Origin of the sequence: Cryobacterium arcticum, assembly GCF_003185895.1 — a bacterium.
GTDB lineage: Bacteria > Actinomycetota > Actinomycetes > Actinomycetales > Microbacteriaceae > Cryobacterium > Cryobacterium arcticum.
This window is the reverse complement of the sequence record NZ_QHLY01000012.1, coordinates 74,915-87,561: the sequence shown is the minus strand read 5'-3', so window position 1 is coordinate 87,561 and position 12,647 is coordinate 74,915. Positions and strand designations below refer to the sequence as shown.

Annotated in this window: 15 protein-coding genes; 3 read left to right on the top strand and 12 right to left on the bottom strand. The window is 64.8% G+C overall.

The annotated features are described in order from the left end of the window. Positions 1–41: 41 nt before the first annotated feature. Complete coding sequence (locus CTB96_RS10070; protein ID WP_110128415.1) at positions 42–923, bottom strand: helix-turn-helix transcriptional regulator; 882 nt, start codon at positions 921–923, stop codon at positions 42–44. A gap of 167 nt (positions 924–1,090) precedes the next feature. On the opposite strand from CTB96_RS10070, the gene CTB96_RS10065 reads away from it, so the two are divergent. From CTB96_RS10065 to CTB96_RS10055, 3 genes are all read left to right on the top strand, one after another. Further along, positions 1,091–2,038 carry an NADP-dependent oxidoreductase gene (locus CTB96_RS10065; protein WP_181397222.1) on the top strand — a complete coding sequence of 316 codons (948 nt, stop codon included), beginning with the start codon at positions 1,091–1,093 and terminating at the stop codon, positions 2,036–2,038. 29 nt (positions 2,039–2,067) lie between these two features. Beyond that, positions 2,068–2,406: a MoaF-related domain-containing protein gene (locus CTB96_RS10060; protein WP_110126789.1), complete on the top strand. Its 339-nt coding sequence runs from the start codon at positions 2,068–2,070 to the stop codon at positions 2,404–2,406. A gap of 615 nt (positions 2,407–3,021) precedes the next feature. Beyond that, complete coding sequence (locus CTB96_RS10055) at positions 3,022–3,378, top strand: YciI family protein (RefSeq protein ID WP_110126788.1); 357 nt, start codon at positions 3,022–3,024, stop codon at positions 3,376–3,378. A 162-nt stretch (positions 3,379–3,540) separates the two neighbouring features. Here the strand turns inward: CTB96_RS10055 and CTB96_RS10050 are convergent, their stop codons facing one another. The 11 genes from CTB96_RS10050 to CTB96_RS09995 all read right to left on the bottom strand — a co-directional run bounded on the left by CTB96_RS10050 (position 3,541) and on the right by CTB96_RS09995 (position 12,624). Beyond that, on the bottom strand, positions 3,541–4,827 hold the full coding sequence (locus CTB96_RS10050; RefSeq protein WP_248283324.1) for an RNA polymerase sigma factor: 1,287 nt from the start codon (positions 4,825–4,827) through the stop codon (positions 3,541–3,543). After that, positions 4,824–5,192: a YciI family protein gene (locus CTB96_RS10045; protein WP_110128414.1), complete on the bottom strand. Its 369-nt coding sequence runs from the start codon at positions 5,190–5,192 to the stop codon at positions 4,824–4,826. Before CTB96_RS10045 ends, CTB96_RS10050 begins: the two co-directional genes overlap by 4 nt. A 245-nt stretch (positions 5,193–5,437) precedes the next feature. Beyond that, complete coding sequence (locus tag CTB96_RS10035; protein ID WP_110126785.1) at positions 5,438–6,304, bottom strand: NmrA family NAD(P)-binding protein; 867 nt, start codon at positions 6,302–6,304, stop codon at positions 5,438–5,440. Next, positions 6,301–6,741: a MarR family winged helix-turn-helix transcriptional regulator gene (locus CTB96_RS10030; protein ID WP_110126784.1), complete on the bottom strand. Its 441-nt coding sequence runs from the start codon at positions 6,739–6,741 to the stop codon at positions 6,301–6,303. Before CTB96_RS10030 ends, CTB96_RS10035 begins: the two co-directional genes overlap by 4 nt. Beyond that, the gene (locus tag CTB96_RS10025; protein WP_110126783.1) at positions 6,741–7,172 is read right to left on the bottom strand and encodes an NAD(P)-dependent oxidoreductase; all 432 of its coding nucleotides are present in this window, start codon (positions 7,170–7,172) and stop codon (positions 6,741–6,743) included. The genes CTB96_RS10030 and CTB96_RS10025 overlap by 1 nt, the downstream gene beginning before the upstream one ends. Before the next feature lie 290 nt (positions 7,173–7,462). Continuing rightward, entirely contained in the window at positions 7,463–7,900 is a 438-nt protein-coding gene (locus CTB96_RS20785; protein ID WP_248283323.1) for a hypothetical protein, read from the bottom strand. Position 7,901: 1 nt separating this feature from the next. Then, the gene (locus CTB96_RS10015; RefSeq protein ID WP_146215790.1) at positions 7,902–8,603 is read right to left on the bottom strand and encodes a DNA-3-methyladenine glycosylase family protein; all 702 of its coding nucleotides are present in this window, start codon (positions 8,601–8,603) and stop codon (positions 7,902–7,904) included. Beyond that, positions 8,600–10,243 (bottom strand): FAD-dependent oxidoreductase, encoded by a 1,644-nt coding sequence (locus tag CTB96_RS10010; RefSeq protein WP_110126781.1) that lies wholly within the window; start codon positions 10,241–10,243, stop codon positions 8,600–8,602. Before CTB96_RS10010 ends, CTB96_RS10015 begins: the two co-directional genes overlap by 4 nt. A gap of 19 nt (positions 10,244–10,262) precedes the next feature. After that, a complete protein-coding gene (locus CTB96_RS10005) occupies positions 10,263–11,330 on the bottom strand; it encodes an SLAC1 family transporter (protein ID WP_219993252.1) in 1,068 nt (355 codons plus the stop codon). Further along, positions 11,327–12,253: an alpha/beta fold hydrolase gene (locus CTB96_RS10000; protein WP_110126780.1), complete on the bottom strand. Its 927-nt coding sequence runs from the start codon at positions 12,251–12,253 to the stop codon at positions 11,327–11,329. The genes CTB96_RS10005 and CTB96_RS10000 overlap by 4 nt, the downstream gene beginning before the upstream one ends. Then, positions 12,250–12,624, bottom strand: a complete 375-nt coding sequence (locus tag CTB96_RS09995; protein ID WP_110126779.1) for a cupin domain-containing protein — start codon at positions 12,622–12,624, stop codon at positions 12,250–12,252. Before CTB96_RS09995 ends, CTB96_RS10000 begins: the two co-directional genes overlap by 4 nt. Positions 12,625–12,647 lie beyond the last annotated feature (23 nt).

Below are 12,647 nucleotides of genomic sequence, written 5' to 3'. Positions count from 1 at the left end.
GACTACCTGTGAACCCCAGCGAACGCAAATAAACCGAGGAATTATCCCTGCCTCTTGGCCGTGAGCTGTTCCGATTCGGTGGTTGCCACCCAGGTCGCGAGCAGGGCAAGGCGTTCAGCCGACGGCGAGCCGGGTTCGGCGGTGTAGGTAACGAGGTGAAGGCCCGGGTCGGTTCCGGCGTCAAAGGACTGAAACACTAGGTTGAGGTCTCCCACAACAGGGTGCCGGATCAGCTTCGGGGCGGTGGTGTGCACGCGCACGTCGTGCGCCGCCCACCTCCGGCGAAATTCTTCGCTGCGCACACTGAGCTCGCCGATGAGATCCTGCAGCGCCTTGTCGTGCGGGCTGCGGCCGGCCTCCGTCCGGAGCAAGCCCACGTTGAGGTCGGCTGCCGCTTTCCAGTCCATGTAGAACTGCTCAGCGGTCTCTCGCTGAAGAAACGCGAACCGCGCCAAGTTCACGGGGCGCTCACCGAGGGCGTATGCGTCGCGATAGAGGCCGCGCAGCAGAGCGTTCTCGGCGATGATGTCGAGCCGGTTGTTGCGCACGAAAGCTGCCCCGCCGGTGATGGCATTGAGCGTCCAGGTCATGACGGGCGGAAGGGTTCGCGCGGGTGTTCGCCGGGCACGACGGACCGGCGATGCGTTGGCCTGCCGGGACAGGTCGAACAGGTGCGCCCGCTCAGCGTCGTCGAGCCGGAGCGCTCCGGCTAGGGCATCCAGCACCGCATCAGAGACTCCGGCGAGGTTGCCGCGTTCGACCCGCGAGTAGTACTCCACGCTAACCCCTGCGAGGACCGCGACCTCATTGCGGCGGAGTCCCGGTACCCGGCGAGTCGTGTCGCCACGCAGCCCCACATCCTCCGGCGTCACATTCGCGCGACGCGACATCAAGAACGCGCGCACATCCTCGTTATTGCTCATGGTGATCACGCTAGATCCAACCGGAGCGCGCTGGGGTGCCCTGCTGGAACACCTCAGACCACAGCATCCCGCTCTGGGCGGTCTTGCGCTGTGATGGAAGAACGGGCGCGGCACCATCAGGTCAACCGATGTGCCGCACCGGCCACACTTCAAGAAACGAGGAAACAATGCAGGCCATCGGTCTTACTCAATACGGCGACCCGGGCACGCTGCATCCCGTCCAGCTCCCGGATCCGCACGCGGGCCCCGGCGAGGTACGCATAAGGGTGCGGGCGGCGGCGGTCAACCCGGTCGACGCGATCATCCGCTCTGGGGGTTTCGCCGGCAAAGACGGCGAGATTACCGATCCCATCGTTCCGGGCATGGATGTCGCCGGAACGATCGACGAGATCGGTCCAGACCAGCCCGATGGCTTCGCTCTCAGCCTGGGCGATCCCGTGATCGGCTTCGTCGTTCCCGAGGGCAGCCACGGCGGCTACAGCGAACTCATCGTGCTCCCCGCCGAGTCCGTCACGGGCATGCCGCCGAACATCGGCTACACCGAAGGCGCGTCGTTCTTGTCCAACGCTCTGACAGCCGAGATCACGCTGGAAGAACTCGCCCTGGAACCCGGTTCGACCCTCGCGGTCACCGGTGCCACGGGCGCCGTAGGAGGGTATCTCGTCGAGCTCGCCGCCCGCCGCGGACTGAGCGTCATCGCCGACGCACCGTTGAAGGATCAGGCTCTCGTCCGCAGCTTCGGCGCCGCCGTCATCCTCGACCGCGATGCCGACTTCGTGACCGGTGTGCTCGCTGCCACCGACGGGCGAGGCGCCGATGCTCTCGCTGACGCCGCGATCCTGACGAATGCCGTGCTGGGCGCCGTCAGAGACGGCGGGCAAATCGCCTTCTACCTCCCCACCTCGGTGACTCCAGGTCGGGACATTCGTGTGTTCAGTTCCTACGTGATGCGTTCGAACCGGCGTCACGACGCGATCCAACGACTCGCCCGGGCCGTCGAGCGAAACGAGCTCACAACCCGAATCGCCGCCACCTACCCGGCCGCCCACGCGGCATCCGCCCACAAACGACTCGAGCAGGGCGGCCTGCGCGGCCGCCTCATCCTCGAGTTCTAACCCCACCCCCAACAGAAAGAGCAATTCCCATGAACATCAACGCCACCCTTCCCAGCGTTGGCCAGACCTGGCTCGCTGACCTCGGACCGAACACCCCGCTCGGCCACTTCACCGTCGAGATCACCTTCAACACCGAGACCAGCGTCACCTTCAACGTCACCGGCGGCGCCATCGCAGGCCGCACCGAGACGATGGACTACACCACCGCCCAGGTACGCGACGGACTCTACGTCGTGCGCTGGACCGAACCCGACTCGGGCGACCACGTCACCCACATCGAGGACTACACCGAGGGCGCCTGCATGGCCAGCTCCGTCATCGGCGGCGAGTTCGTGCAACTCTCCGGCACCTGGACCCGCGTGCGCTGATCCCAACGCATGCGAAAGGGCGGTGGGCTCGACTACAATCGCGGCCACCGCCCCTACGCTGGCTTACCCGTCCGAGGCTCGTCGCGAAGCCGCAAGAAGCGAGCACCACAAACTAAGTCGCTGCGATTGCCCATGGTTACGACGGCAACCGCCGACTGCGGGAACCCCCACTCAATAGTCCAATTGCCATAACTGCAGGCCCCACCATCGCGGCTGAAGGAAGACAGACTAATGGCTAGCCTCCTACTCCCCCGCTTCGCCGCCCTCGGCGCCGTCGTCAATTACTCATGCGAGAAAGGTAGCGAACAAAACTCGCCAACGCTCTGACTGCGTCGTCGCTGGAGACCGACTGTCATAGGGCTCCCATCCGCTGCACATCTGGGCGTCGGCGGGCGGCATCCCGTCGCGCCGCTCCACCGCGAGGCGGAGGGCCGCTGGAGTGTACTCCAGCACGCAAAGCGGACTCCATCACGCACGGCGGCGGCGGCGGCGGCGGCGGCGGCGGGAAAATTTGAACAATCTTGGCCTGGCTGTCGATCCGGGGGCAGGTTATTCGCTGTATTGATGACGGGGCCGGACAGGCCGGGCCCGCGATCTAATGCAGGAGGCAGCTCCATGTCCCAGTACATAGTCCTCATCTACGAAGACCAGGCGCGCTACGCGACCATGTCGCCCGAGGCGTGGGGCGCGCTGGTCGACGCGCACAACACGTTCACCAAGCAGGTCTCCGAGCTCGGTGGGACCCTCACGGGCGGAGGGGCGCTCGCGTCCGTGACGACGGCCAAAACGATCAAGGGTGGCGGCACTGCGACGGACGGCCCGTTCGTTGAGTCCAAGGAGGCCTTCGGCGGCTACTACTCTTTCGAGGCCCGCGACCTCAACCACGCCGTCGAGATCGCTAAGCTCTGCCCGGCCCCCTTCGGCGGCGTCGAGGTTCGCCCGCTCGTGGACCCGTCGACGAACCCGTTCTGATCGCTCCCAGCGACGAGCCGACCGCGTCCGCCCTGCAGGCGGACGCGGTCGCTGCCGCGCTGGCGCAGGCCCTGGCGCGCCAGGCGAAGGCGGCGACCTCTCGCAACAGCCTGGTGTGCCGCGTGCGGCGCGAGACCGGCGTAAGGCCGCGCAACCGAACGGTCACCTAGCGGTGCGGGCAGCGAGGAGTCGACGCTCGGCGTCGTTCGCTGTCAGTTCCAGAGCGTGCAGATCCGCGGCGACTGCCTCGTCGTCGCGTCCGAGCCGACGCAGCAGGTGCGCGCGCACGGCATGCCAGAGGTGGGCCCGTGTGAGCTGGCCCTCAAGGGCGTCGACCTCGGTGAGCGCTGCCGTGGGGGCTCCCACCCGATCCAGCGCGACGGCGCGATTGAGCCGCACCACAGGCGATGGGTCGTAGCCAAGGAGCAGGTCATAGAGCACGAGCACCTGCAGCCAGTCGGTTTCCGCTGTGGTCTCGGCATCCGCGTGACACGCGGCGATCGCCGCGTGCAGCTGCCAACGGCCTGGGCGCCGTAACCGGGCGGCCTGGTCCAGCTCGGCGCGTGCGCGAACGATGAGAGTCTGGTTCCATCTTGACCGGTCCTGATCGGCCATCAGCACCAGTTCGCCGTCCACGGACCGCGCCGATTCCCGCGCCCGGTGGAACAGCATTAGCGCGAGGAGGCCGTGAGCCTCCGCCTCACGCGGAAGCGCCGCCGCAATCACGCCTGCCAGCCACAGCGCGTCATCGGCGAGGTCGCGGTCCGCGGCGGCGTCGCCACCGGCGACGAGATGAGCTTCGTTGTACATGACTGACACGATCGTGAGGACGATGTCGAGTCGTGCCGCCCGATCCGTCGCGTCCGGTATACGCAGCGGGATGCCGGTCGCGCCGATCTTCCGCTTGGCGCGCACGATTCGCTGCGCCGTCGCGGGCTCGGTGCTGAAGGTGGCACGCGCGATCTGCGCCGTGGTGAGGCCGCACACCGCTCGCAGCGTGAGCGCGAGTTGAGCCTCCGGCGCCAGTGCGGGGTGGCAGCAGCCGAACAGCAGCGAAAGCCGGTCGTCGAGCTCGGCGGACGAATCGGGCCAGGCGTTTTCCAGCACCGCGGACTCCGAGTCGATGCCGGGTACCATGCTGGCCAGCTTCTCGCGGTACCTCTTCTCGCGGCGCAGGCGATCGAGCGCGTTATGGCGCGCGGCTTGCGTGAGCCAAGCGCCCGGGTTCGGCGGGATCCCGCCCTTTCGCCACGCGCGGAGCGCCTCCTCGACGGCCTCGGCCACCGCCTCTTCAGCGATGTCCAGGCTGCCGAGAGACCGGGCCAGCGCCGCCACGATTCGTCCGGACTGCTCGCGCACGACTTGCGAGAGAAGGAGATCGGACGCCGCGACCTCGCCGCTCGGCGCGCTGGCGTCGTCCGGACGGGCCGCGGCATCCGAACCGCTCACTCCTCGGACTGGCTGGCGATGGTCAAGATCGGGCGGATCTCCACACCCCAGCCGGGCAGTTCGAGGAACGGCCATGTCCGAACCAGCGCGATCGCGGCGTCCATATCCGGGACGTCGATGACACTGAAGCCGCCGACGACCTCCTTAGCCTCGGAGAACGGCCCATCGACCACGACGCTGCCGCTCTCGCCGTACTTCACGGTGGTCGCCGTCTCGACGGGCTGCAGTTGGGCTCCACCATCGGCGATCTGCGCCGCGTTCTCTCCGTACCACTGGTTGGCGCGCCCGTAGAGGCCCTGCATCCGGTCCTCCGACACTTGCGCGTCGAGCTCGGGGTCGAAGGTAAACATGATGACGTACTTCATGGTTGTGTCCTTTCGTCAATGGAACCGTTTCATTCTTATAGCGAACGGACAAGCCCATTTTCGACAGCTCCCGAAAAAATTCTTGGAAGAGAGTTGCCGCTTCGCTGGCGGTGCCACCGACCAAAATGAGCTCGAAATGCTCTTCGTCATCCTCCTTCGGCCTACCGTTCGCCTGTACCACTGCGAGTAATCCCGCCAAGAGACGACGACGGCCATTTGCCGGCATGCGCATCATTGTCAGGCCGTCAGCGTTCCCACACCGCTTTCTCTCGTTCGGCGAATTCGAGAAAGGTTGTTGCCGGGCGGCCTGTGAGTTGGCGGATCTTTCGGTTCGGGAAGGCGGAGATGTTCCAGCGGACGATGCGATAGATCATTTTCTGCACATCGATGTAATCGCCGGGTCGATCCTCGGAGCGAAGGCGGTCGAGGTACTCTCGTTCCGATGGTCGGGCGTAGTGGATCGGTCGTTGAAGGACACGGCTAAGGGTACGAGCGATCCGCGCATAGCTAAGAGGCTGCTCGCCCGACAGGGTGTACGCCTTTCGTAGGTGGCCGCCGCTGGTAAAGACGGCGGCAGCGACACGACCAACGTCGCGCGCGTCGATAAACGCTGTGAACGAGCGCCCGGCCGGAACGAAGATCTCGCTGCTCTCACGAATCTCCGCCCCGTACATCGCGGTGAGATTTTGCATGAAGAAGTTCGGACGCAGCGACGTGTACGGCGCGTCGATTCGCTTCAAGTACTGCTCGACCGCGTGGTGCGGAGTTCTCTTGTTGCCCTGCACTCCTTGTAAGGAGAGGAACACGATCTGCCGGATTCCAACTCGCTGCGCCGCGTCAATGAGGGGAAAGAGGTAGGTCTGCACATCAGAGATCGCCGGAGGCCTCATCAAGAAGAGGCGATCGCATCCCGACAGTGCCGCCTCAAGCTCCATGCGTGTCATCGCTAAGTCGAAATGGCGTGACTCTGCCCCAGGCGCCAACCGGGTGGCATCCGCATTACTTCGCGTTGCTGCGACGACGGGGACGCCGAGCTCGAGCAGGTATTGAACGACGGATGAACCGACGGTGCCGCTGGCGCCGGTCACGAACACTGCATGATGAGTACTCATGGTTCCTTCGTTATGCGTGAAATGGTCTGCGAGAGCGCGGTCAGCCCAGCATCGTCAACCGCGGCGAAACGTGGCATCATGCGCTCCACGGTTGAGCGTTCAAATCGTCGGACCTCATCATCGGCGTTCGCGGTCAGGCGGATGACTCTGGAGCGTGCGTCGTTTGGATTCGGCACGGTTTCAACGAGTTTCTGGTCCTTTAATCCATCGATGAGCTGAGTGATTGCTCCGGCTGTGATTCCCAGTACCTTGGCGAGGCGCCCGGGGGTGACTGGCGATTCGTCATGCGCCAACACGAATAGCGCGCGCATCTGTGTCCGAGTGAGGTCACGCCCGTGGAACAGGACCCGAGGACCGGAAGCGATCATTTGGCTGAGTAGCGTTACGGACTCAAGCACTAAGGCGATGTGCGCCGCGCGGTCGTAGCGGTCTGCCATCAGTTGCTCACGAACGGCATCTGATGGATGAATGTGCGGTCGTCGATTTGGGTCAGGATGAAGTCGGCAAGGTCATCACGGCCGTCGGCCCGAAGGCCCCCGCCCGCCAGGGTCACGATGCGCCGCACGCCGTGTTGAGACATCGCAGCCACGAGGTTGTCGGTGCCGTCGGCCTGCAGAGTCTTCGTCGATCCCTTCACCTGGCCGAACAGTGCGAGGACCACGCGTGAGTCGCGGACTGTGCGGTCGACATCGGCGCTGTTCAGCACGTCACCGTGGACGATCGTCAACGACGGCTGAACGCGGGTTGCTCGTGGCAGCTTCTCGGGATCACGGACGAGAACGCGGACGTCATATTTTGCGGCGAGGACGCGGTCGAGTACGCGCCGACCAGTCTTGCCCGTCGCACCGAAAATGGCCAATGTGCTCATCTAAGTACTTTAGCGACTAAAGCAGAAGTGGTGTGAACAGCACTATCCCTGGACCTGCTCGAATTCTGCCCAGTGGGTTGACGGAGGTGTAGTGGCATCACCGATCACACCCCCGAGCCGACGCGGATGTGGCCGTGGCCGTGGCCACTTCGCGGGCGCCCTGGGGCCAAAACTCCTGTGCCCGCAGGTCCACCGGGATCATCGGGGACGAGGACCCCAACTCGAGGAAATGATCCGGGTCGAGGACGACTTCTCGAACGGATGCGCAGATCAGGGCCCGGCAAGGGAACTCAGGAATCGCCACCAACGGGAGGTTCGCCCACGTATTCGTGCGCTTCACGAGCGAGCTCCGACCAAAGCTGCCTATCCCGGATCCGCACCCAAGCCCGCCCGGGGTGGCCCGTCGCTTCGAATTCATACCCAACGGCGCGTTGTATAAGATCCCGCGCCCTGGCCTCGGGCAAGGCGACCACGAGGTCGTTGCCGTCCATAAACGCGAAGAGTCGACCGCGTGCGCGGAGCCCGTCGGAAGTGACAAGTACATCGTTGTCCTGATCCACGCTCATGGACAAAACAAGATCGTCGTACGCCCTCGTCGCGGCCGAGCTTTCCAAAATAACCCTCCTTGGTAATACGTTCTGTGCAACACAGATTGCCACCAAAAACGCCCGCGCAGGCTCATGGGCAATGGCCAAAGAGCGCCTGGCGTCGTCGATCCGGGTAGCCATTTCAAGCTTCCTCGCTCCGGTCGAGGGCGGCCGCCGCGGGCTCTGAGAGGGACCGCCACAGCAGCGCCGCGGCATACGTCCGGTAGGGCTTCCACGCTTCGCCGCGGGCGCGCACCTCGTCGATAGAGGGAACTTCCGGGAGCGAATCGAGATTCCGGATGGCAGCACGAATGCCGAGATCTCCGGCGGGCAGGATGTCGCTTCTGCGTAGTTGGTGGATGAGGAACATCTCGGCGCTCCACGGCCCGATTCCTTTCACCCGGGTCAGCGACTCCTCGGCGTCTTTGTCGCTGACGCTGTCCATCTGATCGATCACGAGCTGTCCAGAGCTCACGGCTTCCGCAAATGAACGCACGTACGTCGCCTTCGAATGGGAGGTGCCGATGGCTTTGAGCTGCTCGACGTCGAGCATCAGCACAGTCTCGGGTGTGGGCGTTCCGCCCGTCGCAGTGACGAGTCGGTCGTAGATCACGAGGGCGACTCGAGTCGCAATCTGTTGCGCGAGAATGTGCATGACCATACCCGCGAAATTGCTGTCGACAGTGCGGCCACCGTCTGGAAAATGGAACGGATCAGGTGTCCCGAGCCGCTCCCTCAGCTGCTCGAAACGCGGGTCGAGGTACCCGAGCTCCTTGTAGGCGCTGTCGATGTCTTGGTCTGAGATTGCATTCACTCTCCCGCTCCTTTCCGGCACACCAATCACATCCTGGCGTGAATGGCTTGATGGACCGAGGACACAGCGCTCGCGCCCTCACCGACTGCGGCCGCCACCCGCTTCATCGACCCGCGTCTTACATCGCCTGCCGCAAACACGCCGGCAGCAGAAGTCTCGAAAGGCAAGGGCATACGCCCTGGCGTGGTGGCGGTTTGAAATGTGTCAGCGTCGATGTTGACGTCGGTGAGGATGAATCCATGGCTGTCGACTGCGATACCGGTGAGCCATCGCGTTGCGGGCGCGGCGCCGATGAAGCAGAACAGTGCACCGTATTCCTTCTGCCGGTGTTGACCAGTGACATTGTCGGTCAACGTCACCTCCTGCAGCGTCTCTCCACCGTCGAGTGCGGTGACTTCGGTGGATGTGAGCACCCGGATCCTGTCGTGGGATAGGAGTCTCTCGACAAGGTAGTTGGACATGCCGGCACCCACATCTGGCCCTCGGATGACGACGTCGACTCGGCAATTGTGGCTAGCCAGGAACAACGCGGCTTGCCCCGCCGAATTCGCACCTCCGACGACCACAACAGGTCTGCCGGCGCAGGCCGTCGCTTCCAGCTTCGTGGCGCCGAAGAAGATCCCTGCCCGTTCGAACCGCGCCCACCCTGGGATGGGCAGGGTGCTGTACTGGGCGCCGGTAGCGACGATGACCGCTCCGGCCTGGAACTCTCTGCCATCTTCCATTCGAAGCGAGGGCATGGGCTGGTCGACGTCCAGTCCGACGACCTGGCAGGGGGCGTAGATGCGCGCGCCGAATTTGAGCGCTTGGACACACGCCCTGCTGGTGAGGTCGGTGCCGCTGATGCCGGCGGGGAAACCGAGGTAGTTCTCGATACGCGAACTCGCGGCAGCCTGCCCTCCTGGGCTGACAGTATCCAGCAGCACCGTCTTGAGCCCTTCAGAAGCGCCGTAGACGGCGGCCGCCATGCCGGCCGGGCCAGCGCCGACGACGACTAGGTCCACGGAGCCGTCGCTTGGCCGGTAGGACAGGCCGAGGCGCTCGGCGAGCCGGCCTGGGGTGGCCCGGTGGAGCACGCCGCCTGGTAGGAAGACGACAGGAAGCTGGTCGCGTCCGACACCGGTCGTTCGCATCAGTGCGAGGCCGGCGACAGAAGCGCTGTCGAACCAGACGTGGGGCAGGTCGAACCGTTCGGCGAACGCACGCAGGGCCAAGGAGGTGGAGGACGAGGGGCTGCCGAGAATCTCCATTGTGTGCGCGGCCACGCCCTTCACCAGCTCGCGGCGGGCCTGGAAGGCCTCAAGGAGGATCTCGGACAGTTCGCCGTCCTCGGCCATCAGCCTTCGGAATCCGGCAGGCGGAATCCGGTAGATGCTTCCGGCGACGGTGACACGGGCGATGAGGTAGGAGTACTGTCCCGTGAGCAGGCTCAGCTCACCGAGAAACCTGCCGTGCGTGTGCCGTGTGATGAACTTCTCGGGTGAGTCAGCAGTGCTCGCAGAGAAGATGTCGATGGCTCCGCGCTCCACGAGCACCAGGTCGGCGACAGGCTCCCCGACGTGATAAATGAGTTCTCCCACAGTGACGGACTGACGAACGCCGTACCGTCTCATCCGAATGAGTTGCTCTCGGCTGAGACGGGGGAAGGCACGAGAGTCCTCCAGGGTCATGGTGTCCTCGTCTCCCGCATCATGACTTACCGGAGCGTGATGGTCCGGCCTGGTGAACAGCGTCCGGGCGGGCGGGCCGTTGAGCTGCGTCGTCCGCGCGGCGGAGAGTTTGCTCAGCCCGCCGAAAACCCCGTTGGACTGAGCTGATGAGAAGCACGGAGCGGATGGCAATGGCGCCGATGAGCGCAGTAACGGCTGTAGCGACGACGAACGCGACCACCTCCCAGCCGAGGAACGCCGACATCGCCGCCCACTCGATCGCGTAGGCGGCGGCTGATGCGGCGGGAAACGTGAAAGACCACCAACCCAAAGAGAACGGCAGGCGGCGGTAAATGCGGATGAGGAAGAGTTGCAATACCGCCATGAGCGCCAACAGACCGAGCAGGCTCACGGAGACGAAGTCTTCGTGGGCGCCGTTCATCGCGAACCAGGCTGCACCTGCGACGCCGGGTGGCGCGAGGAGGATCGCGAACGTCGGCGTGAGTGGGTCGGGTAGTGGCGGGAAGAACGCCAGCCGCGACAGCAGAACGGTGACCAGCACGGCCCAGAAGAATATCCCAACGGCGAAGGCCCCCTCGGCGACCAAAGGGAAACCAAGGCGCGCCGCGACCGCAGATGCGACAAGGGGCGAGGCGACTGTCGGGAGCAGATACCCACCGTGGAAAGCCTCCGGGTTGAGGTGGCCGGTGTGCCAGAAGGCGAGGATCCACCCGGCAAACATCAAGGCGACGAGGAACGCGATGAGCGCAAGTACGAAACCGCCGGCCGGCCAGATCAGGTAGAGCTCCGCGCCCAACAGCATTCCGACCGTCGGAACGATGGCCGCTATCGGGCCCTGGGCGGGCTGCCTCAGCTGAGACAGCAGCGTGTCGGGGCTTCGGGACCCTCGCACAAGATGTGCTGCGATGAGCCAACCCCAGGTGACGCCCGCGACGGTCCACAGCACCGCCGGAATCATGGCGGACAGATCGAGAGTGGCTGTCATCGCCGACCAGAGAGCGGCCAAGCCAGTAACCCCGAAGCTGCTAGCGAGAGTATTCAGAGGGATGCGTGGCACGGCGCGTTTGGTGGATGCGTGCTCGGTCACGTTTGTTCTCGCTTTGCCAAGAACTCGGCCTCGAGAATCGCGTCGGCGAACGCTTCCGGTTTTTCCTGAGGAAGGTTATGGCCTGCGCCCTGCACGATACGATGCCGGTGGGTGCCGGTGAAGTGCTGAGCGTATCCGCTGCCATCGGTGGCCGGAAAGTTTCCGTCGGCGCCCCCGTCCAGGGTGACGGTCGGTGCGCTGATGGTGGGGGCGGTTGCGAGCCACCGTTCCAGGTCGACGTAGCGCCGATGGCCTGGGGCCAGACCGAGCCGGTGCCGGTATGAGTGGATGACGACATCGACGTAGGCGGGGTTGTCGAACGCAGCTACGGCAAGGTCGAGGTCTGCGTCGGTGAAAGCCCATTCGGGCGAGTTTCGCGTCCAGACGACGCGGGCGATCTCGCGTCTGTTCGCTTCGAGCCCGGCTCGGCCGCGGTCGGTTGCGAAGTAGAAGAAATACCACAGGCCCGCCTCGGTGGTCGGCGGCAGTGGCTTGACGCCCGCAGCGACATCCTGGATCAGGTAGCCGGTGACGGACACGAGTCCTGCGCAGCGCTCGGGCCAGAGCGCAGCGGCAACGCATGCCGCACGTCCGCCCCAGTCGAATCCCGCCAGAACCGCGCGGTCGATCGCCAGCGCGTCCATCAGCTCGATGACGTCGGCGCCGATGGCGGCTTGCTGTCCGGATCGTCCCGCGTCCTCGAGACTGACGGTTTCGCCGTGACCTCGGAGATAGGGAATGATGATTCGCCGGTGCTCCTCCGCGAGGAGTGACACGACGGGGCCGTAGCTGTGGATGTCGTACGGCCACCCGTGCAGGAGGATCACCGGGTCTCCATCTCTGGGACCGATATCGACGTAGGACACGTCGAGAGGTCCCGTCACCGCACGCTGCAGTGGGATGCCACCCAGCGGGCTGGTCATGGTGTGGTGGGGTCGTCGACGAAGGACGCGACGGGTGCGCCGACCTCCACGATGTAGCAGGAGAGCATGCGCCCGGTGTCCGGGCCTAGATCCAGCGCGTTGTGGGACGTCCCGGGAGGGATGAGGAACCCGTCTCCCGCATTCAGGACGAGGGACTGCTGTGCCTCGATGCGCATCTGCACACGGCCTGCGAGGAGGTAGCCGACCTCCTCCCCCGGATGTGTGTGCCAACCCGATTCGACTCCCGCTGGGATCTCGGTGAGAACCTGCACAATGTCCCGTCCCGGAATTGACGACGCGACGTGTTGTATCTCGGTCCGCTTGAGAGCCTTCGCGAGATCGTCGGCCGGGTGGGTGATGTTGTCAGCCATGGAGAACCGCCTTTGCTACTTGA

Coding starts and splice junctions, on each gene's coding strand:
- CTB96_RS10070 (WP_110128415.1), bottom strand. CDS start 923: ATGAGCAATAACGAGGATGTGCGCGCGTTCTTGATGTCGCGTCGCGCG.
- CTB96_RS10065 (WP_181397222.1), top strand. CDS start 1,091: ATGCAGGCCATCGGTCTTACTCAATACGGCGACCCGGGCACGCTGCAT.
- CTB96_RS10060 (WP_110126789.1), top strand. CDS start 2,068: ATGAACATCAACGCCACCCTTCCCAGCGTTGGCCAGACCTGGCTCGCT.
- CTB96_RS10055 (WP_110126788.1), top strand. CDS start 3,022: ATGTCCCAGTACATAGTCCTCATCTACGAAGACCAGGCGCGCTACGCG.
- CTB96_RS10045 (WP_110128414.1), bottom strand. CDS start 5,192: ATGAAGTACGTCATCATGTTTACCTTCGACCCCGAGCTCGACGCGCAA.
- CTB96_RS10035 (WP_110126785.1), bottom strand. CDS start 6,304: ATGAGTACTCATCATGCAGTGTTCGTGACCGGCGCCAGCGGCACCGTC.
- CTB96_RS10030 (WP_110126784.1), bottom strand. CDS start 6,741: ATGGCAGACCGCTACGACCGCGCGGCGCACATCGCCTTAGTGCTTGAG.
- CTB96_RS10025 (WP_110126783.1), bottom strand. CDS start 7,172: ATGAGCACATTGGCCATTTTCGGTGCGACGGGCAAGACTGGTCGGCGC.
- CTB96_RS20785 (WP_248283323.1), bottom strand. CDS start 7,900: ATGGCTACCCGGATCGACGACGCCAGGCGCTCTTTGGCCATTGCCCAT.
- CTB96_RS10010 (WP_110126781.1), bottom strand. CDS start 10,243: ATGACCCTGGAGGACTCTCGTGCCTTCCCCCGTCTCAGCCGAGAGCAA.
- CTB96_RS10000 (WP_110126780.1), bottom strand. CDS start 12,253: ATGACCAGCCCGCTGGGTGGCATCCCACTGCAGCGTGCGGTGACGGGA.
- CTB96_RS09995 (WP_110126779.1), bottom strand. CDS start 12,624: ATGGCTGACAACATCACCCACCCGGCCGACGATCTCGCGAAGGCTCTC.